This window comes from Pseudomonas sp. NBRC 111143 (assembly GCF_001320965.1).
Classification (GTDB): Bacteria; Pseudomonadota; Gammaproteobacteria; order Pseudomonadales; family Pseudomonadaceae; genus Aquipseudomonas; species Aquipseudomonas machongensis.
Window position 1 is genome coordinate 28,849 of the sequence record NZ_BCBT01000031.1, and the last position, 20,206, is coordinate 49,054.

The following is a 20,206-nucleotide window of genomic DNA, read 5'->3' on the forward strand; positions in this document are numbered from 1 at the left end:
CTTTGTCCATGACCGATATACGGCGCAGGTCTCAGTTGCGGCGATCCAGCAGATTGACTACCAGCCGATCCAGCCAGCCCCAGATCCGCTGCTGCACCCGCCGCCACAGCGGTCGGGCCTTCCAGTGATCCAGATCGACCTCCTCGCTCACGGCGAAATCCCGCGTGAAGCTGGCCAGCACCGCTGCGGTCAGCGGCGGGTCGAGGGCCTCGACGTTGGCTTCGAGGTTGAAGCGCAGGTTCCAGTGGTCGAAGTTGCACGAGCCGATGCTGACCCAGTCGTCGACCACGGCCATCTTCAGGTGCAGGAAGCATGGCTGGTATTCGAAGATCCTCACCCCGGCGCGCAGCAAGCGAGGGTAGTAACGATGGCCGGCGTAGCGCACCGAAGGGTGGTCGGTACGTGGTCCCGTGAGCAGCAAGCGTACGTCGATGCCCTTTTGCGCCGCCCGGCGCAGCGAGCGGCGCACGCTCCAGGTTGGTAGAAAATACGGCGTCGCCAGCCAGATGCGACGCTGTCCACTGTTCAGCGCACGGACCAGCGAGTGCAGGATGTCGCGGTGCTGGCGCGCGTCGGCATAGGCCACGCGGCCCAGGCCCTGCCCCTGCGCCGGCATCTTCGGCAGGCGCGACAGGCCGAAGTTCTCGGGCGGGCGCCAGGCGGTACGACGGTGGTTGGCGTGCCACTGGCGGTCGAACAGCACCTGCCAGTCACTCACCACCGGCCCCTCCATGCGCACCATCACTTCATGCCACTCGCTCGCCTCCTGACCCGGTGTCCAGAATTCGTCGGTCACCCCGGTACCACCCACCACCGCCCAGTGCTCATCCACCAGCAGTAGCTTGCGGTGATCGCGGTACAGGTTGCGCAGGCCCCGGCGCCAGCGCAGGCGGTTGTACAGCCGCAGCTCGACACCGGCGGCCTGCAAGCGTTGGCGCAGTGCCGAAGGGAAAGCCAGGGCGCCGTAGTCGTCGAACAGGCAACGCACCCGCACACCACGCAAGGCGGCCGACTCCAGGGCCTCGACCACCGCATCGGCACAGGCCCCCGCCTCCACCAAGTACAGTTCCAGATCGACCTGGCGCTCGGCGCGCACGATCGCCGTGAGCATGCGCGGAAAAAATTCCGGGCCGTCGATCAGCAGTTCGAACTGGTTGCCATCCCGCCAGGGGAAGACTGGCCCTGGCATGTCAACGTGCGGTGAAGATCAGCACCGCATTCACCGGCACCGACGGGTTGATGGACTTGAGCTTGGCGAACTTGCGCAGGCTTTCCAGCCCTGGCAGCAAGCCGTAATCCTCGGCCCGCAACAGTAGCGGCTCGAGGGTCACCACCTGGAAGCGCCGCTCATCGAGGCGGGTGGCCAGCAGCAGCGCGTTGTAGTTGTGAGACTGGCCGTGCAGGGTCACGGTCAGTGGCAGGCGCAACTCCAACTGGGCACCGTTGGCCAGGTCGTTGATCGGCCGCAGGTCGAGCTGGGCCTTGACCGTCGCTTCGGGGAAGCGCTCGACCTCGAACAGGCCGTCACGCATGCGCTCATCACGCAGCGGAATACCGCTACTCACCGAATCCATCTCGATGCTCAAGCCAGCCACACCCTTGCGGTCGATGGTGCCGTGCAACACCAGGAAGCGGTGCACCTCGGCAGTATCGCCGTTCTTGCCGGTGATGAACGACAGGCGCGAGGACTCTCCGTCCAGATGCCAGTTGGCATGGGCGGGCAGACACAGGGCCAGCAACAAGGCGGGTAACAGGCGGAGCAAAGTGGACATGTGAAACCTCGTGAAGCAAGGCCAGCCACCTTACCCTGCGGGCCTTCACGGCAGCAAGCGACAACCCTCGCGAGGCCCCTGCCAGGCAGCCAGGCTAAGCCGTCCCAGGCCTTCGGCGAGCACGCTGCGTGCGCGGCTGTCCTCTTCCAGGCGCCCCAACGGCAGGTACTGCTTCACATAAGCCCGGCAATAGGCCTCGTCAAACCCCATGACGAAGCGGCACGAGCAGTACTCCTTTGCCGAATACGCCGGGAGAATGCTCGGGAAATCCGACAGGGCCTGACGTTCGCTCCATCCCCAGGCCAGCAGGACCAGCAGCACCACCAGCAAGACCCGCTTCATGCGCCCTCCTTCGCCAGCACGGCCAGCACGCGCTTGAGCAGTTCGTTGTGGCTGTAGCTGCCGTCGCGGTCGTCGCCGTAGCGTACGATCACCAGCTTCTGCGTGGGCAGCACGTACAGCGCCTGGCCCCAGTGACCGAGGGCGGCGAAGGTGTCGGTAGGTGCGTCCGGCCAGGGCGTCGGGTTGCCCGGCAGTGGCTGGTTCAGCCACCAGTGCCCGCCAGGGTTGGCATCACCCGGCACCGGCTCGGCATGAGTGAACAGGGTGCGGTTGAAGGCCACCCAGTCGGCAGGGAGCAGTTGCCGCTCACGCCAACGCCCGTCGCGCTGCATCAGCAGCCCGATGCGCGCAAGATCGCGAGCACTGAGGTAGAGGTAGGAGGAGCCGACATAGGTACCCGCAGCGTCGCGCTCCCACACCGCATGCGTGATGCCAAGCGGGGTGAACAGCGCCTGCCAGGGATAGTCGGCGTATTGATCCGGCGCGAGCATGCCGCGCAAGGCCGCCGCCAGCAGGTTGCTGTCGCCGCTGGAATAGGCGAAATGCTCACCCGGTTTCTCGGCTTGCGCCATGCCTGCGGTGTAGGCCGCCATGTCGTTGCGTCCGCGGGTATAGAGCATCGCTACTACCGAGGATTTCAATGGCGCGTATTCATAGTCTTCCTGCCAGGCCAGGCCGCTGGCCCAGTGCAGCAGGTCGACCAGGCGCAGTTGCGGATGCTCACGCAGGGCGGGGTAATAGCGGGCGGCCGGGTCATCGAGCTGGAAATGCCCTTCGCCGCGGGCAACACCCAACAGCGTGGCCAGCACGCTCTTGCTGATCGACCAGGTCAGGTGCGGGGTATCGGCACTTGTGGGGGCGGCGTAGCGCTCGTACAGGATGCGACCGTCACGAATGATCAACAGTGCATCGCTGCGCACACCGCTGCGAACAGCATCGTCGCGCAGCGGGAAGGCATAGGCGTCGACAGCCTGCCAGTCGTACTGCGTCGGATCCTGCTGCCAGTGGCTGTCCGGCCACTGCTCGGCGAACACCGGCAGGGCGATCAGCCCGACAATACCCAGCACCACCTTCAGTCTGCCCATCGATACCTCACGCGCGGTCAATCGGCGGAGCATGCCTGGGCTTCATGACAATCCTGCAGCAGCCCAGGCCTTGGCCAGGCGCTTTTCCCGGGTCGCAGCCGCCAGCGCCAGCAGCCCCTGGTCGCGTTGCCAGAGCTGCATCCAGTGTTCGGGTCCTTCGACCAGGGCCTTGTCGATATCGGTACGCAGTGCCTGGAACTGGGCGAACAGACCGGCCAGCAACAGATGACAACCCACACTGTCGGCGCACTGCCGACTGGCCTCGGCACAGGCAGCGAGCAATCCGATCAGGCGCAGGCGCAACACCTGCGGCCAGGCGCATTCCTGGGCAACGCCATGCAGCCATCCGAGCAGCGCAGTGAGTACATAGAGGTCTTCGAGGGAGCGGAACGGTTTGACATAGGCATCCCAGCCATCACCGGCCAGCAGTTCGCAGGCCGCGTGCTTCAGTTCGACACGGGCATGGCCGACCTCAGGCATCAACGGCAGGGTCGGCAACGCTTCGAGGGTCACGCCGGGCTCACCAGGGTAGACCACCGCCAGGCTCAGCCGCACGCCCTCGCCCTGCGCTTCGCTGCGGGCCGCCACCAGCAGCCATTCGGCGTCGAGGCCGGCGGTGACGAAATCCTTGCGACCACTCAGCCGCAAGCCGTCGAGGCGGGTGTGCATGTCGGCCGGACGCACACTGCGCCGCTCGGTGGCGCACAAGGCCCCCAATCCAGCAGGCGCGCTGGGCCAGAGCACACGCAAGGCTGCCTGGTAACCGACCAGAAAGGCCAATCCCGGCGTATCCATCGCGCGCCCACCCAGCGCCGCCAACTCGAACGGCGTGACAGCGCCCAGGCGCTCCAGCGTGGCCGCGTAGGTCTCGCCCAGGGTGGCCGCCAGCGCCTGGCGCAGCGGGTCGTTGAGTCGTTGCAACCAGGTCATCGAATGCTCCTCGTGAGGGGTGTCACGCAAGCATCACCAAAGATTCACGGGGGTGACACCGCGCCTACCTAGGCTGACTTTGCACAACAAAGCCGACCGGCCGCAACCCTATTTGGCTGGCTTATGGAGACTCGCAATGACTCGGATCGCTCGCTCTGGCGACAACAGCACTGAACGCCGTCTGCAAGCCGAACGCCTGGTCGGCGCTGCGGCCCTGCAGGAAGCACAGGCCCTGCGTTTCAAGGTGTTCAGCGCCGAATTCAAGGCCAAGCTCAAGGGCGCCGAACTGGGCCTGGACATGGATGACTACGATATCCACTGCCGCCACATCGGTGTGCGCGACCTGGCCACCGGCCAGTTGGTCGCCACCACCCGACTGCTCGACCACCAGGCCGCCAGCAGCCTGGGCCGCTTCTACAGTGAAGAAGAATTCAGCCTGCATGGCCTGCTGCAACTGCAAGGTCCGATCCTGGAGCTGGGCCGCACCTGCGTCGACCCCGACTACCGCAACGGCGGCACCATCGCCGTGCTCTGGGGCGAGCTTGCCGAAGTGCTCAACGAAGGTCGCTACAGCTACCTGATGGGCTGCGCCAGCATCCCCATGCAGGACGGCGGCATCCAGGCCCACGCAATCATGCAGCGCCTGCGCGAACGCTACCTGTGCACCGAGCACCTGCGCGCCGAGCCGAAAAAGCCGCTTCCCAGCCTGGCCCTGCCGAACAACGTGATCACCGAGATGCCACCGCTGCTCAAGGCGTACATGCGCCTGGGAGCGAAGATCTGTGGCGAGCCTTGCTGGGACGAAGACTTCCAGGTCGCCGACGTGTTCATCCTGCTCAAGCGCGATGACCTCTGCCCGCGCTACGCCCGCCACTTCAAGGCGGCAGTCTGATGCCGGGCCTGCGGGCCTGTGCCCGCCTCCTGCGCCTGGTGCTGGTGCTGTTGCTGGGAATGGCCATGGCCAGCGTCATCGCCCTGGGCGAACGCTTGGGCCTGCACGCCTCCCTTGAGCGACGGCAACGTTGGACCTGCCTGTTCATGAAACGCCTGATCGGCGCCCTGCCCTTTGACGTGCGGGTCGTCGGTGAGATGCCGCAGCGCTCGATGCTATGGGTCAGCAACCACGTGTCGTGGACCGACATTCCCTTGCTAGGCATGCTCACGCCGCTGTCGTTCCTGTCCAAGGCCGAGGTACGCCAATGGCCGCTGGCCGGCTGGCTGGCGCAGAAGGCCGGCACCTTGTTCATTCGCCGTGGCGGCGGTGATGCCCAGCGTCTGCGCGAACAGATCAGCGAGCAACTGGGCCAGGCCCGACCGCTGCTGATCTTCCCTGAAGGCACCACCACCGATGGCCGCGCCCTGCGCACCTTCCACGGACGCCTGCTGGCCGGCGCCATCGACCAGGGCACGCCCGTGCAGCCAGTGGCGATCCAATACCTGCGCAACGGTGAACCGGACCCGATCGCGCCGTTCATTGGCGATGATGACCTGGTTTCGCACTTGATGCGCTTGTTTGGCCGGGAGCGGGGGGAGGTGGTGATTCACCTGCTGGCGCCGGTGGAGAGTCAGGGCAAGGAACGTGCGGCGCTGGCGTTCATGGCGCAGCAGGCGATTCAGGTGGCGTTGTTCGGGGTCGAGGACGTCGAAGTGGCGGTGCCGCGTCGGCAGGCCAGGGCGGCCTGATTGCCGGGGTGGGTCGACCGGCCCTATCGCGGGGCAAGCCCGCTCCCACAGGTACCCCACTGTATCCAAAAACAATGGGGTACCTGTGGGAGCGGGCTTGCCCCGCGATAGGGCCCTGACAGCCCTCAAACCCTCAACGCCCCGTAGCCGCAAACACCTGCAACTGCGGGTAGAACTCGCGAAAATCCGCCAGCAACGGCTCATACAGCCGCTCCAGCTCATCCATCACCCCAGCCATCCCTTCCGGCCGCGACAAGCGCCGGGCAATGCCATTGAACACCTGCTCCAGCGTGGCGAAATCACCATAGGCTCCCAGCCAGTCATCCGCTGCCATGAACGGCGCAATGCGTGCCAAGCGCCCCGGCAACTGCGGCTCGGCCAACAGTACCCGGTAAAAGCTGTCGGTAAACTGCGCCAGCGGCTGCTCGGCGTAATCCGCCCAGTGCCGTGCCAGGCAGTGATCGAAGAACACGTCGAGCACAATCCCGGCAAACCGCCGACGCTCCCGCGGGAAACGCGCCAGCGCCGCCAGCACCAGCGGGTGGCTGTCGGTGTAGCGATCGATCTGTCGATGCAACCGGATTGCCGCCTCCAGCTCAGGCGCAAAGCGCCCTTCGAGCGGGCCTTTGACGAAATCGCCGTACAGGCTGCCGAGCAGTTGCTGCGGCGCGGAGCCGCCAAGGTGCAGGTGTGCGAGGTAGTTCATGGCGGCATTCTATCACCGTGGACATTTATATCGTTATAACGCGATATAGCGATTTCAGCTGAGCTCAGAACCTCTTCATATTTGTATATCGCGAAATATCGATTTATATTTCGCCCTATCGCGATATACCGCTACACACCACGAGCCCAACCATGCCTCTCGACCTCGACGAAATAATAAAAGCCCTGGCCCATCCGGTCCGCCGAGACATCCTCAACTGGCTGAAGAACCCAGCGGCGCAATTCCCCGACCAGCACCACAGCACCGAATTCGGCGTCTGTGCCGGGCAGATCGATCAACGCTGCGGCCTGTCGCAGTCGACCGTCTCCGCCCACCTGGCCACCTTGCAGCGCGCAGGTCTGATCAGCAGCCAGAAGGTCGGGCAGTGGCATTTCTTCAAGCGCAACGAGGAAACCATCCAGGCCTTCCTCGAGCAGATGAGCCAAGAGCTCTGACAAGGACCTTGCAATGCCCCTTTCACTGTTGATCCTGGCGCTGAGCGCCTTTGCCATCGGCACCACCGAGTTCGTCATCATGGGCCTGCTGCCCGATGTGGCGCGCGACCTGGGGGTGAGCATTCCCGGCGCCGGCTGGCTGGTGACCGGCTACGCCCTGGGCGTGGCGATCGGAGCGCCGTTCATGGCCCTGGCCACGGCCCGTCTGCCACGCAAGGCGGCATTGGTGGTGCTGATGGGCGTGTTCATCGTCGGCAATCTGCTGTGTGCAGTGGCCAGCGACTACAACCTGCTGATGTTCGCCCGCGTGGTCACCGCCCTGTGCCACGGTGCCTTCTTCGGTATCGGCTCGGTGGTCGCGGCCAGCTTGGTGCCGGCCAACCGCCGCGCCTCGGCCGTGGCCCTGATGTTCACCGGCCTGACCCTGGCCAACGTGCTCGGCGTGCCACTGGGCACCGCCCTGGGCCAGGTCGCCGGCTGGCGCTCGACCTTCTGGGCCGTGACCGGCATCGGCGTGATCGCATTGATCGGCCTGATCCGCTTCCTGCCCCTGCAACAGGATGCCGAAAAGGTCGACATGCGTGCTGAACTCGCCTCCCTCAAGGGTGCCCGGATCTGGTTGTCGCTGAGCATGACCGTACTGTTCTCGGCCTCGGTGTTCGCCCTGTTCACCTACGTCGCGCCACTGCTTGGTGATGTTACCGGCGTATCGCCACGCGGCGTGACCTGGACCTTGGTGCTGATCGGCCTGGGCCTGACCCTGGGTAACATCCTCGGAGGCAAGCTTGCCGATCGCCGCCTCGCCGCCACGCTGGTGGGCGTGTTCGCCACCATGGCGGTGGTCTCCACCCTGTTCAGCTGGACCAGCAACGCGCTGGTGCCCGCCGAAATCACCCTGTTCCTCTGGGCCACCGCTGCCTTCGCCGCCGTTCCGGCGCTGCAGGTCAACGTGGTTACCTACGGCAAGGATGCGCCGAACCTGGTCTCCACCCTGAATATTGGCGCTTTCAACCTGGGCAACGCCCTGGGCGCCTGGGTCGGCGGCAGCGTCATCGCCCATGGCCTGGGCCTGACCAGCGTACCGCTGGCTGCAGGTGCCCTGGCTGTCCTGGCGCTGATCGTCACCCTGATCACTTTCAACCAGCGCGGCGACAACGACGCCGAACTGGCCGCTGCATCCAACTGACCTACGCGAGGCTTGCGATATGACCACGCTTTTCGATCCGATCACCCTGGGCGACCTCGAGCTGCCCAACCGCATCATCATGGCCCCGCTGACCCGCTGCCGCGCCGACGAGGGCCGCGTGCCCAACGCACTGATGGCCGAGTACTACGTGCAGCGCGCCAGCGCCGGCCTGATCCTCAGCGAAGCCACTTCGGTCACGCCGATGGGCGTCGGCTATCCCGACACCCCCGGCATCTGGTCCAACGACCAGGTCCGTGGCTGGCTCAACGTGACCCAGGCCGTGCATGGCGCCGGCGGGCGCATCTTCCTGCAACTGTGGCACGTCGGGCGCATCTCCCACCCGTCGTACCTGAACGGTGAGCTACCGGTGGCGCCAAGCGCGATCCAGCCCAAAGGCCACGTCAGCCTGGTGCGTCCGCTGAGCGACTACCCGACTCCACGTGCGCTGGAAACCGAAGAAATCGCTGACATCGTCGAGGCTTACCGGACCGGTGCCGAGAACGCCAAGGCTGCTGGTTTCGACGGCGTGGAAATCCATGGCGCCAATGGTTACCTGCTCGATCAGTTCCTGCAGAGCAGCACCAACCAGCGCACCGACCAATACGGCGGCTCGCTGGAAAACCGTGCCCGCCTGCTGCTGGAAGTGACCGACGCTGTGGTCGGTGTCTGGGGCGCCAAGCGCGTTGGCGTGCATCTCGCACCACGGGCCGATGCCCATGACATGGGCGACGCCGACCGCGCCGAGACCTTCACCTACGTTGCCCGTGAACTGGGCAAGCGCGGCATCGCCTTCATCTGCTCGCGGGAAAAAGAAGCCGACGACAGCATCGGCCCGCTGATCAAAGAGGCGTTCGGCGGCCCCTACATCGTCAACGAACGCTTCACCAAGGCCACCGCCAACGCAGCACTGGCCAGCGGCAAGGCCGATGCCGTCGCCTTCGGCATCCCGTTCATCGCCAACCCAGACCTGCCAGCACGCCTGGCAGCCGATGCGCCGCTGAACGAGCCGCACCCCGAGACGTTCTACGGCAAAGGACCAGTGGGCTACATCGACTATCCGCGGATGTAACGCACAGGCTGAAAAAAAGCCCGCCCCCACACCTGGTCGTGGGGGCGGGCTTTTTTGACCTGCGCAGGCGATCAGGGCCGCGCGTTGATCTGCTGCTGCAGGTTCTGGATCTGGCTCTGCAAGGTGTTGAGGCTGCGGGTGGTCTGACCACGGAAGGCATCGAACTCCTGCACCGACGCGCCACCGGCAGCCGCGCTGGCTGGACGGTTGTCCGCCTGGCTCTTGAGCACCAGCACATCCTGCTCCAGGCTCTCGATCGCAGCGCCTTGCTTCTTCACTGCAGCCACCTCGCTGCTCAGGCTCTTGAGCTGGCCATCGAGCTTGCCGCCATCGACCTGGCCCGACTTGAGCGCCGCCAATTCGGTATTCACGGCCTTGAGCTGCGCCTGCAACTGGGTCTGCAGTTCGGTCACCGCCTTCTGCTGCTCGCGGGTATCGGCCAGCACCTGCTCCAGGCGCTTGCCCAGATCGCCGGCCTGACCAGCGACGCCTTCCTGCTGCTTGCTCTGCTCGGCAAGGCTGGCCTGCAACTGGCGAATCTGCAGTTTCAGGGCTTCGCTGCCAGTGCTGCTGTTCGACTCGCTGGCATCGACCTTGCCGCTGATCGCCTGCAGGCGGCCGGCAGCTTCCTCGCTGATGCGGGCAAAGCTCTCCTGAGTGGCCACCAATTGCTGCTCCATCAGCGAGATCTGCTGGAAGCTCCACCAGCCGAGCCCGGCCAGGGCGATGAACGAGGCCAGCAGCAGCGCCCACAGCGGGCCGTTGCTGGCTGGGCGCGCGGCTTTCTGGCGGCCGCGGGCCACGTGAGCCGGAAGCAGTTCATCATCGTCAGGCGTACCCGCCCTCAGGACCGGCACATCATCGAAATCATCGTGGGCATCGTTGCGCATGGGTAGGTTCGACCGCACTAATAGCAAAGAGACATATTATAAACCGCCCGGGCGGCGCACTGATGACCATCGTCCGCCCGACAGGTTCACTGCTGCCCCGGAAGGTGCTTCCACCAGCCGCAGAATTCATCCAGCGCGGTCCACAGGCTGACCTTGGGGCGGTAGTCGAGATTATGCCGGGCGCGGCTGATGTCGAGGGTGAAATCCTTGCTCATCACCTGCATCGCGGTACGTGTCAGGGTGGGTTGCGGCCGGCCTGGCCAGAGCATGCAGGCAGCCTCGTTGACAGCTGCGAGGCTGTAGGCGAGGCGATAGGAGCGGTAGCGGGTGACTTGCGGCAACTGCATCTGGCGCATTACATAATTGACCACGTCCCACAGTGGCAGTGGCTGGCCGTTGCTGATGTTGTAGGCCTGGCCCAGCGCCTGCTCTTCGGCGAACAGGGCGCTGAGCAGCGCCTCGTTGAGGTTGTGCACGCTGGTGAAGTCGACCTTGTTCAGGCCGTTGCCGATGATCGCCAGACGTCCCTTGCCCTGCATGCGCATCAGCCGCGGGAAGATGCTCGCATCCCCTGCGCCGGTGACGAAGCGCGGACGCAGGGCGAGCACTTCGAGGCCGAACTCCTGGGCACCGAAGACTTTCTGCTCGGCCAGGTGCTTGGTCAGCGCATAGTGATCGTGAAAACGCCGCGGCACCTGGTCCTCGCGAATGTCCAGGCGCGAGCGGCCAGTGAAGTAGATCGACGGCGACGACAGGTGCACCAGGCGCCGCACATGTTCTTTGAGGCAACCTTCGACCACGTTCTCGGTGAGCACCACGTTGCCATGATGAAAATCCTGATAACGCCCCCAGTTGCCCACCGCCCCCGCGCAATGCACCACGGCGTCGACGCCCTGGCACAGACGGCGCGCCACCTCGGCGTCGCCCAGGTCGCCTGGAATGAACTGCGCCCCGCGCTTGACCAGGTGCTCCACGCCTTCGGCACGGCGGCCGTTGACCCGCACCTGCAGGCCCTGCTCCAGGGCAAAACGCGCAAAGCGCCCGCCAATGAAGCCGCTCGCGCCGGTGACCAGAATTCGCATGTAAGACTCCGCCTTGCCAGATTACAGATGCAGTTGACGCCGCCCGTGCCTACAACGGCACCAGCCAACCTGGCGCCGCCTGGCGCAGGTGTTCTGTCAGTTGTGCGAGCAGTTGCCCGCCGTTGCGCCAATGATGCCAGTACAACGGCACATCGATGGGAGTATCGCTGCAGATTTCCACCAACTGCCCACTGGCCAGTTGTTCGCGGGCCTGCAGTTCAGGCACCAGGCCCCAACCGAGCCCGGCTTCGGTCAGACGCAAAAAACCCTCGGACGACGGGCACAGGTGATGCAGGAAACCGTCCTCGATCCCCAATGACGCCAGGTAGCGGTGCTGCAGGAAATCGTCAGGCCCGAAGACCACCGCCGGTGTGCGGGCCAACCGCGCCACCTCGAACCCCTGCGGAAAATACCGCGCCATGAACGCCGGGCTTGCCAGCGCGCGATAGCGCATCGCCCCCAACGGCTGGCTGCGCGCACCCGCCACCGGGCGCTCGCTACCGCACAGGCAGGCCGCCACCTCGCCGGCACGCATGCGCCGCAGACCGACTTCCTTATCTTCGACCACCAGGTCCAACAGCAAGCGTTGCCCGGCACAGAAATCCCCCACCGCCCCGGCCCACCAGGTCGCCAGGCTGTCAGCGTTGAGGGCGATACGCAGACGTTCGGGCATGCCCTCTTCATCCAGCGCCGGGACCTGGCGCTGCAGGTCACGCTCGAGCAGGCGCACCTGCTGCACGTGGTTGAGCAACTGGCGACCGACATCGGTCGGGCTCGGTGGCGTGGCACGCACCAGCACCGGCTGGCCGACACGCGCCTCCAGCAGTTTGATGCGTTGCGAGATGGCCGACTGCGAAAGCCCCAGTACCTGGGCGGCGCGCTCGAACCCGCCTTGTTCGATCACGGCGGCGAGGGCAGCGAGCAACTTGTAGTCGAACATCGATTTTCCTAATGCCGGATGAGTACTATTTGTTTTTCTTATACAGCGCCCTTGCCGACAATGGCCAGCATCTTCTTGTGAATCTGCGTCGCCCTTCAAAGGTGGCGCCCGTGGAGTGTTCCCGTTATGTGGCAGAGTTACCTGAACGGCATGCTGGTGGCCTTCGGCCTGATCATGGCCATCGGCACCCAGAACGCCTTTGTCCTGGCCCAGAGCCTGCGCCGCGAACATCACCTGCCGGTGGCACTGTTGTGCGTGCTGTGCGACGCGATCCTGGTGGCGGCCGGAGTGTTCGGCCTGGCGACGGTGCTGGCGCACAACCCGACCCTGCTTGCCGCCGCACGCTGGGGAGGTGCGCTGTTCCTGATCTGGTATGGCGCCAAGGCCCTGCAACGGGCCTGCTCCAGGCAGAGCCTGGAACAGCAGCAAGGCCAAGGCCTGCGTTCACGCCGGGCAGTGCTGCTAAGTGCCCTGGCGGTGACCCTGCTCAACCCCCACGTCTACCTGGACACCGTGCTGCTGATCGGCTCGCTCGGCGCCCAGCAGACGGTGCCCGGGGCCTACGTCGCCGGAGCGGCGAGCGCATCGCTGGTGTGGTTCTTCACCCTGGCCCTGGGCGCCGCCTGGCTCGCACCCTGGCTCGCACGCCCCGGGACCTGGCGGCTGCTGGACCTGATGGTGGCGGTGATGATGTTCGCCGTCGCCGCGCAACTGATCCTCGGCTGATTCCCCACTGGTCGCCGGGGCCCAACCGCTCTGGAACCTCTATTCCCTATAGTTGTTGCGTGGTTATGCGCGGGGGCTGGTGCTATGATCCAGCCCTTGCGTGGCAAAGAGTACAAACTCGCCGACGCTCATCGGGCCGCCCGTGATCGGCCTTGCGCAAACCGCAAACAGACCTGAATCAGGAGATCCACCATGGCTTTTGAATTGCCGCCGCTGCCCTACGCCCACGATGCCCTGCAGCCGCACATCTCCAAGGAAACCCTGGAGTTTCACCACGACAAGCACCACAACACCTATGTCGTGAACCTGAACAACCTGGTCCCAGGCACCGAATTCGAAGGCAAGTCGCTGGAAGAAATCGTCAAGACCTCCTCGGGCGGTATCTTCAACAACGCAGCTCAAGTCTGGAACCACACCTTCTACTGGAACTGCCTGGCACCGAACGCCGGCGGCCAGCCGACTGGCGCCCTGGCTGAAGCCATCAACGCTGCCTTCGGTTCCTTCGACAAGTTCAAGGAAGAGTTCACCAAGACTTCGGTCGGCACCTTCGGTTCCGGTTGGGGCTGGCTGGTGAAGAAGGCTGACGGTTCCCTGGCCCTGGCCAGCACCATCGGCGCCGGCAACCCGCTGACCAGCGGCGACACCCCGCTGCTGACCTGCGACGTCTGGGAACACGCCTACTACATCGACTACCGTAACCTGCGTCCGAAGTACGTCGAGGCGTTCTGGAACCTGGTCAACTGGAAGTTCGTTGCCGAGCAGTTCGAAGGCAAGACCTTCAAGGCCTGATTCGTTCAGCGCTCTGAAAAACCCGGCCCTGGCCGGGTTTTTTTGTTTCCCGGGTCCAGGAAACGGAAAAACCACGGCTAATTTTCAAGCCTCCCGCGCGCCCTCTCTTGCTCCCCCTCAATAGCGCGCTAACATCAACCTTCTGGAAAGTTGATGCAGGACATTCAAGTCGCATGGCCGCATAACCGATACAGTACTCAGGGTGCATCCAGCGACGGGCCCCTCGCCTGCCGCGGCAATCGGTCGATAGTGTATTGCCAAGGTTGATGGCAAAATAATGGCATGCGCATGGATTAAGGAAACCCCATTGAAGCTGGAATTTCGGAACAGCTTGTCGGTCAAGTTGCTCAGGGTCGTGCTGCTGTCGGCGCTCGCGGTGGGCGTCGTTCTCAGTTGTGCGCAGATCGTCTATGACACCTACAAGACCCGCCAGGCCGTCAACAACGATGCCCAGCGCATCCTCGACATGTTCCGCGACCCCTCCACCCAAGCGGTCTACAGCCTCGACCGAGAGATGGGCATGCAGGTCATGGAGGGTCTGTTCCAGGACGAATCGGTGCGCATGGCCTCCATCGGCCACCCCAATGAAACCATGCTCGCGCAGAAGTCCCGCCCCCTGCAGGACATGCCCCTGCGCTGGTTGACCGACCTGATCCTCGGCCAGGAGCGCACCTACACCACCCAACTGGTCGGCCGCGGCCCCTACAGCGAATACTACGGCGACCTGAGCATCACACTCGATACCGCCAGCTATGGCGAGGGCTTTCTGGTCAACGCGGTCATCATCTTCATTTCCGGCGTGCTGCGCGCCCTGGCCATGGGCCTGGTGCTCTACCTCGTGTACCACTGGCTGCTGACCAAACCGTTGTCGAAAATCATCGAGCATCTCACCCAGATCAACCCCGACCGCCCCAGCCAGCACCAGATTCCCCAACTCAAGGGCCACGAACGCAACGAACTGGGCCTGTGGGTCGACACCGCCAACCAGTTGCTGGCCTCCATCGAACGCAACACCCATTTGCGCCACGAGGCGGAAAACAGCCTGCAGCGCATGCCCCAGTACGACTTCCTGACCGGCCTGCCCAACCGCCAGCAGTTGCAACAGCAACTGGACAAGATCCTCGTCGATGGCGGGCGCCTGCAGCACCGTGTGGCCGTACTGTGCGTGGGCCTGGACGACTTCAAGGGCATCAACGAGCAGTTCAGCTACCAGGTCGGCGACCAGTTGCTGCTGGCCCTGGCCGACCGCCTGCGCGCCCACAGCGGCCGCCTCGGTTCCCTCGCCCGCCTGGGTGGCGACCAGTTCGCCCTGGTGCAAGCCAACATCGAGCAGCCCTACGAGGCCGCCGAGCTGGCCCAGAGCATTCTCGACGACCTGGAAGTGCCCTTCGCCCTCGATCATCAGGAAATCCGTTTGCGTGCCACCATCGGCATCACCCTGTTCCCCGAAGACGGCGACAGCACCGAAAAGCTGCTGCAAAAGGCCGAGCAGACCATGACCCTGGCCAAGGCCCGCTCGCGCAACCGCTATCAGTTCTACATCGCCAGCGTCGACAGCGAGATGCGTCGGCGCCGAGAGCTGGAAAAAGACCTGCGCGAGGCGTTGCCGCGCAACCAGCTCTACCTGGTGTATCAACCGCAGATCAGCTACCGCGACCACCGTGTGGTCGGCGTCGAAGCGCTGCTGCGCTGGCAGCATCCGGAGCTGGGCATGGTACCGCCAGACCAGTTCATCCCGCTGGCCGAACAGAACGGCAACATCATCGCCATCGGCGAATGGGTGCTCGACCAGGCCTGCCGCCAGTTGCGCGAGTGGCACGACCTGGGTTTCAGCGAGCTGCGCATGGCGGTCAACCTGTCGACCGTGCAACTGCACCACAACGAGCTGCCGCGGGTGGTCAACAACCTGCTGCAGGCCTATCGCCTGCCGCCGCGCAGCCTGGAGCTGGAGGTGACCGAGACCGGCCTGATGGAAGACATCAGCACCGCCGCCCAACACCTGCTGAGCCTGCGCCGTTCAGGGGCGCTGATCGCCATCGACGACTTCGGCACCGGCTACTCCTCGCTCAGTTACCTGAAGTCGCTGCCGCTGGACAAGATCAAGATCGACAAGAGCTTCGTCCAGGACCTGCTGGACGACGATGACGACGCCACCATCGTTCGGGCCATCATCCAGTTGGGCAAGAGCCTGGGCATGCAGGTGATCGCCGAAGGCGTGGAAACCGCCGAGCAGGAAACCTACATCATCGCCCAGGGCTGCCATGAGGGTCAGGGCTACCACTACAGCAAGCCGCTGCCCTCGCGCGAGCTGACCGCCTTCCTCAAGCACGCCCAACGCAACCAGGTCTCGGCACTCTGAGCGTGGTCGTCATTGACGACCCTGGAAACGACATTTGCACGAAAAGCACGGCCAACCCTTTACACCAAATGCAAATCTTTCGCATTATGTTGCGGTTTCGCGTGCCACGGTGCAGCGCTTCCAACACATGGTCCAACCAAACGACGCAGGGAAACCAACAATGATTCGAATGCCTCTGGCCTCCGCCAGTCTGCTGGCCATCGCCATCGCTCTCGCCGGCTGCGGCGAAGGCAAGGACGACAAGGCCGCCGCTCCGCAAGCCCAGGCACCTGCCGCCAGCACTGCTGCCGCACCTGGGGCTGTCGATGAAGCCGCTGCCCAGGCCGTGGTCAAGCACTACGCCGAAATGGTTCATGCCGTGTACAGCGACTCGCTGAGCACCGCCAAGCAACTGCAGACCGCCATCGACGCGTTCCTGGCCAAGCCCAACGATGAGACCCTGAAAGCCGCCAAGGACGCCTGGGTCGCTTCCCGCGTTCCTTACCTGCAGAGCGAAGCCTTCCGCTTCGGCAACACCATCATCGACGACTGGGAAGGTCAAGTGAACGCCTGGCCCCTGGACGAAGGCCTGATCGACTACGTCGACAAGAGCTACGAGCACGCCCTGGGCAACCCGGCTGCCAACGCCAACATCATCGCCAACCCTGAGATCCAGGTCGGCGAAGACAAGGTCGACGTCAAGGAAATCACGCCCGAGAAACTGGCCAGCCTGAACGAGCTGGGCGGTTCCGAAGCCAACGTCGCCACCGGCTACCATGCCATCGAATTCCTGCTCTGGGGCCAGGACCTCAACGGCACGGGCCCAGGCGCAGGCAACCGTCCGGCGTCGGACTACCTCGAAGGCCAGGGTGCCACCGGTGGTCACAACGACCGTCGCCGCGCCTACCTCAAAGCCGTCACCGACCTGCTGGTGAGCGACCTCGAAGAGATGGTCGGCAACTGGGCACCGAACGTCGCCGACAACTACCGCGCTTCGCTGGAAGCCGAGCCGGTCAAGGATGGCCTGCGCAAGATGCTGTTCGGTATGGGCAGCCTGTCGCTGGGCGAACTGGCGGGCGAGCGCATGAAGGTCTCGCTGGAAGCCAACTCGCCTGAAGACGAGCACGACTGCTTCAGCGACAACACCCACTGGTCGCACTTCTACGACGCCAAGGGCATCCGCAACATCTACCTGGGCGAGTACACCCGTCCGGACGGCTCCAAGGTCAGCGGCCCTAGCCTGTCGTCGCTGGTGGCCAAGGTCGACCCGGCCACCGACGCCACCCTGAAGGCCGACCTGCAGGACACCGAAGCGAAGATCCAGGTGATCGTCGACCACGCCCTCAAGGGCGAGCACTACGACCAGCTGATCGCTGCCGATAACGCTGCAGGCAACCAGGTGGTGCGTGACGCCATCGCCGCGCTGGTCAAGCAGACCGGTGCCATCGAGCAGGCCGCCGGCAAGCTGGGCATCGACAACCTGAACCCGGACACCGCAGACCACGAGTTCTGATGCCAGGGTGAAGGTTTGAAAGGGGCGGCCTTCGGGTCGCCTTTTTCATATCCGGGTTTGCGCTGACCAAACCCGCCCCTTCGCGGGCAAGCCAGCGGATTCAGCAGGCAATTGCAAATTGCTCTTATTCAAACATCCCCATTTTGCTAAGCTTGCACGCCGGTTTTTCGCTCACGCCCAGGATTCTCGATGTCCTCGTCGCTGTCCCGACTCCCACTTCTGCTGATGGTCACCGTCCTGGCCGCCTGTGACGACGCTCCGCGTTTCACCCAGGCCGAGCCCGGCGAAGCGCTATCCGGCGGCAAGGCTACGATCCTGCGCAGCGACCGTAACGCCTTCTCGATGCCCTCGGCCAACCTCACGCCCGAGCGCCGCCTGGATTTCAGCGTCGGCAACAGCTTCTTCCGCAGTCCCTGGGTGATCGCACCTTCGACCACCACTGCACGCGATGGCCTGGGCCCGCTGTTCAACACCAATGCCTGCCAGAACTGCCACATCCGTGACGGCCGAGGTCATCCGCCAGAGGCCGAGGCCCGCAATGCCGTGTCCATGCTGGTGCGCCTGTCGATCCCCGACCAGCCGCAGTTCATCAAGGAAATCGAACGCCTCGGCGTGGTTCCCGAACCGGTCTACGGTACGCAACTGCAGGACATGTCGATCCCCGGCGTAGCTCCGGAAGGCAAGGTGCGGGTCAGCTACGACAGCGAGACCGTCACCTTCGAGGATGGCCACCAGGTCGAACTGCGCCGCCCGACCGTGGAGATCACCCAGCTCGGCTACGGCCCGATGCACCCGGACACACGCATCTCCGCCCGTGTCGCCCCGCCCATGATCGGCCTCGGACTGCTCGAGGCCATCCCGGAGGCTGCGCTTTTGGCCAACGAAGACCCGGATGATCGCAACAACGACGGCATCCGCGGCCGCGCCAACCGGGTCTGGGACGATGCCCAAGGCAAGACCGTGGTCGGCCGCTTCGGATGGAAAGCCGGGCAACCCAACGTCAACCAGCAGAACGTCCACGCCTTCGCTGGCGACATGGGCCTGACCAGCACCCTCAAGCCCGAGGACGATTGCACGCCGGCACAGGTCGAATGCCGCGCCGCGCCCAACGGCGACGGTGACGACGGCGAAAAGGAAGTCAGCGACAACATCCTGCGCCTGGTGACGTTCTACACCCGCAACCTGGCGGTGCCTGCACGCCGCGAGGTGAATTCGCCGCAGGTGCTGGCCGGCAAGAACCTGTTCTTCCAGGCGGGCTGCCAGGGCTGTCACACACCGCAGTTCACCACGGGTAGTGACAACGTCGAGCCAGAACTGGCCAACCAGGTGATCCGCCCCTACAGCGACCTGCTGCTGCACGGCATGGGCCCAGGCCTTGCCGACAACCGTAGCGAGTTCGCCGCCGGTGGCCAGGATTGGCGCACGCCGCCGCTGTGGGGCATCGGCCTGACCGAAACCGTCAGCGGCCACACCCAGTTCCTCCATGATGGTCGCGCCCGCAATCTGCTCGAGGCCGTGCTCTGGCACGGCGGCGAAGCCGAGGCTGCACGCCGTCAAGTACTGACCTTCAATGCCGAGCAACGCGCCGCGCTGCTGGCTTTCCTGAACTCACTTTAAACGCGCAAGGAGCCGGGCATGTTCCGACCCAAACTGTTGTTCACCAGCCTCGCCGCCATCGCCCTGGGCGCCTGCTCGCCGCAGGACCAGCAAGCCGTGACCTCCGCCGCCATCGCCCAGCAGGTGATCCTGCCGACCTACAGCCGTTGGGTCGAGGCCGACCGCCAACTGGCCGCCAGCGCCCTGGCTTATTGCGAAGGCAAGCAGAGCCTGGACACCGCCCGCGCCGACTTCCTCAACGCGCAGAAGGCTTGGGCCGAACTGCAGCCGCTGCTGGTCGGCCCATTGGCCGAAGGCAACCGCGCCTGGCAGGTGCAGTTCTGGCCTGACAAGAAGAACCTGGTCGGCCGCCAGGTCGAGCAACTGGTCAGCGGCGACAAGCCGGTCGACGCAGACAGCCTCGGCAAGGCCAGCGTCGTGGTCCGTGGCCTGTCGGCCTATGAGTACATCCTCTTCGACAGCAAGCCGGACATCGCCACCGCCGAGCAGAAAGCCCGCTACTGCCCGCTGCTGGTGGCCATCGCCGAGCACCAGAAAGCCCTGGCCGAAGACATTCTCAAGAGCTGGAACAGTACCGATGGCATGCTGTCGCAGATGACCAAGTTCCCCAACCAGCGCTACGCCGACTCGCATGAAGCGATCGCCGACCTGCTGCGCGCCCAGGTCACCGCCCTGGACACGCTGAAGAAGAAACTCGGCGCCCCCATGGGCCGTCAGAGCAAGGGTATCCCTCAGCCACTGCAAGCCGAAGCCTGGCGCAGCCACTCCTCGCTCAAGAGCCTGGAGGCTTCGCTCAAGGCCGCCGAAACCGTCTGGACCGGGGTCGACAACAAAGGTCTGCGCGGTCTGCTGGGTAAAGATCAGAGCGCGCTGGCGCAAAAGATCGACGATGCCTACGCCAGCGCTGCCAAACTGCTGGCTGACAACCAGAAGACCCTGGGCGAACTGCTCGCCGACGATGCCGGCAAGCAGACCCTCAACCAGATCTACGACAGCCTCAACGTCGTCCACCGCCTGCACGAAGGCGAGCTGGCCAAGGCGTTGAATATCCAGCTGGGCTTCAATGCCAACGACGGTGACTGA

Annotated in this window: 20 protein-coding genes; 11 read left to right on the forward strand and 9 right to left on the reverse strand. The window is 64.6% G+C overall.

Annotated elements, in window-relative coordinates; genetic code table 11:
• Positions 1 to 31: 31 nt before the first annotated feature.
• Genes APH44_RS17385 through APH44_RS17405 form a run of 5 tightly spaced genes read right to left on the reverse strand, consistent with a single transcriptional unit; the run spans position 32 to position 4,129 of the window.
• Positions 32 to 1,189 (reverse strand): phosphatidylserine/phosphatidylglycerophosphate/cardiolipin synthase family protein, encoded by a 1,158-nt coding sequence (locus tag APH44_RS17385; protein ID WP_054893804.1) that lies wholly within the window; start codon positions 1,187 to 1,189, stop codon positions 32 to 34.
• 1 nt (position 1,190) lies between these two features.
• Complete coding sequence (locus APH44_RS17390; RefSeq protein ID WP_054893805.1) at positions 1,191 to 1,772, reverse strand: YceI family protein; 582 nt, start codon at positions 1,770 to 1,772, stop codon at positions 1,191 to 1,193.
• Positions 1,773 to 1,817: 45 nt separating this feature from the next.
• Positions 1,818 to 2,114, reverse strand: a complete 297-nt coding sequence (locus APH44_RS17395) for a hypothetical protein (protein ID WP_054893806.1) — start codon at positions 2,112 to 2,114, stop codon at positions 1,818 to 1,820.
• Positions 2,111 to 3,199, reverse strand: coding sequence for a serine hydrolase (locus APH44_RS17400; protein WP_156343769.1), 1,089 nt, complete (start codon positions 3,197 to 3,199; stop codon positions 2,111 to 2,113). The genes APH44_RS17395 and APH44_RS17400 overlap by 4 nt, the downstream gene beginning before the upstream one ends.
• Before the next feature lie 42 nt (positions 3,200 to 3,241).
• On the reverse strand, positions 3,242 to 4,129 hold the full coding sequence (locus tag APH44_RS17405) for a hypothetical protein (protein ID WP_054893807.1): 888 nt from the start codon (positions 4,127 to 4,129) through the stop codon (positions 3,242 to 3,244).
• Positions 4,130 to 4,265: 136 nt separating this feature from the next.
• On the opposite strand from APH44_RS17405, the gene olsB reads away from it, so the two are divergent.
• Both olsB and APH44_RS17415 read left to right on the forward strand, forming a co-directional pair.
• Complete coding sequence (olsB, locus tag APH44_RS17410) at positions 4,266 to 5,021, forward strand: L-ornithine N(alpha)-acyltransferase (RefSeq protein WP_054893808.1); 756 nt, start codon at positions 4,266 to 4,268, stop codon at positions 5,019 to 5,021.
• Positions 5,021 to 5,812, forward strand: a complete 792-nt coding sequence (locus tag APH44_RS17415) for a 1-acyl-sn-glycerol-3-phosphate acyltransferase (protein WP_054893809.1) — start codon at positions 5,021 to 5,023, stop codon at positions 5,810 to 5,812. The genes olsB and APH44_RS17415 overlap by 1 nt, the downstream gene beginning before the upstream one ends.
• A gap of 133 nt (positions 5,813 to 5,945) precedes the next feature.
• Here the strand turns inward: APH44_RS17415 and APH44_RS17420 are convergent, their stop codons facing one another.
• Positions 5,946 to 6,518 (reverse strand): ACP phosphodiesterase, encoded by a 573-nt coding sequence (locus APH44_RS17420; RefSeq protein ID WP_054893810.1) that lies wholly within the window; start codon positions 6,516 to 6,518, stop codon positions 5,946 to 5,948.
• 152 nt (positions 6,519 to 6,670) lie between these two features.
• On the opposite strand from APH44_RS17420, the gene APH44_RS17425 reads away from it, so the two are divergent.
• From APH44_RS17425 to APH44_RS17435, 3 genes are read left to right on the forward strand one after another with little or no spacing between them, the layout of a single operon-like run.
• On the forward strand, positions 6,671 to 6,973 hold the full coding sequence (locus tag APH44_RS17425; RefSeq protein ID WP_054893811.1) for a helix-turn-helix transcriptional regulator: 303 nt from the start codon (positions 6,671 to 6,673) through the stop codon (positions 6,971 to 6,973).
• Positions 6,974 to 6,986: 13 nt separating this feature from the next.
• Positions 6,987 to 8,159 (forward strand): MFS transporter, encoded by a 1,173-nt coding sequence (locus APH44_RS17430; RefSeq protein WP_054893812.1) that lies wholly within the window; start codon positions 6,987 to 6,989, stop codon positions 8,157 to 8,159.
• Positions 8,160 to 8,178: 19 nt separating this feature from the next.
• Positions 8,179 to 9,228 (forward strand): alkene reductase, encoded by a 1,050-nt coding sequence (locus tag APH44_RS17435; protein WP_054893813.1) that lies wholly within the window; start codon positions 8,179 to 8,181, stop codon positions 9,226 to 9,228.
• A 71-nt stretch (positions 9,229 to 9,299) separates the two neighbouring features.
• Here the strand turns inward: APH44_RS17435 and APH44_RS17440 are convergent, their stop codons facing one another.
• From APH44_RS17440 to APH44_RS17450, 3 genes are all read right to left on the reverse strand, one after another.
• A complete protein-coding gene (locus tag APH44_RS17440) occupies positions 9,300 to 10,118 on the reverse strand; it encodes a hypothetical protein (RefSeq protein ID WP_054893814.1) in 819 nt (272 codons plus the stop codon).
• Positions 10,119 to 10,204: 86 nt separating this feature from the next.
• Positions 10,205 to 11,200, reverse strand: coding sequence for an NAD(P)-dependent oxidoreductase (locus APH44_RS17445; RefSeq protein ID WP_054893815.1), 996 nt, complete (start codon positions 11,198 to 11,200; stop codon positions 10,205 to 10,207).
• Positions 11,201 to 11,249: 49 nt separating this feature from the next.
• On the reverse strand, positions 11,250 to 12,140 hold the full coding sequence (locus tag APH44_RS17450; protein WP_054893816.1) for a LysR family transcriptional regulator ArgP: 891 nt from the start codon (positions 12,138 to 12,140) through the stop codon (positions 11,250 to 11,252).
• A 126-nt stretch (positions 12,141 to 12,266) separates the two neighbouring features.
• Here APH44_RS17450 and APH44_RS17455 point away from each other — a divergent pair, with 126 nt between their 5' ends.
• The 6 genes from APH44_RS17455 to APH44_RS17480 all read left to right on the forward strand — a co-directional run bounded on the left by APH44_RS17455 (position 12,267) and on the right by APH44_RS17480 (position 20,206).
• Positions 12,267 to 12,866: a LysE/ArgO family amino acid transporter gene (locus tag APH44_RS17455; protein ID WP_054893817.1), complete on the forward strand. Its 600-nt coding sequence runs from the start codon at positions 12,267 to 12,269 to the stop codon at positions 12,864 to 12,866.
• 192 nt (positions 12,867 to 13,058) lie between these two features.
• Positions 13,059 to 13,655, forward strand: coding sequence for a superoxide dismutase (locus APH44_RS17460; protein WP_054893818.1), 597 nt, complete (start codon positions 13,059 to 13,061; stop codon positions 13,653 to 13,655).
• A gap of 307 nt (positions 13,656 to 13,962) precedes the next feature.
• Entirely contained in the window at positions 13,963 to 16,014 is a 2,052-nt protein-coding gene (locus APH44_RS17465) for a bifunctional diguanylate cyclase/phosphodiesterase (RefSeq protein ID WP_054893819.1), read from the forward strand.
• A 160-nt stretch (positions 16,015 to 16,174) separates the two neighbouring features.
• Positions 16,175 to 17,506 (forward strand): imelysin family protein, encoded by a 1,332-nt coding sequence (locus APH44_RS17470; RefSeq protein ID WP_054893820.1) that lies wholly within the window; start codon positions 16,175 to 16,177, stop codon positions 17,504 to 17,506.
• Between the two features lie 189 nt (positions 17,507 to 17,695).
• Positions 17,696 to 19,123 carry a di-heme oxidoredictase family protein gene (locus APH44_RS17475; RefSeq protein WP_054893821.1) on the forward strand — a complete coding sequence of 476 codons (1,428 nt, stop codon included), beginning with the start codon at positions 17,696 to 17,698 and terminating at the stop codon, positions 19,121 to 19,123.
• An 18-nt stretch (positions 19,124 to 19,141) separates the two neighbouring features.
• Complete coding sequence (locus tag APH44_RS17480) at positions 19,142 to 20,206, forward strand: imelysin family protein (RefSeq protein WP_054893822.1); 1,065 nt, start codon at positions 19,142 to 19,144, stop codon at positions 20,204 to 20,206.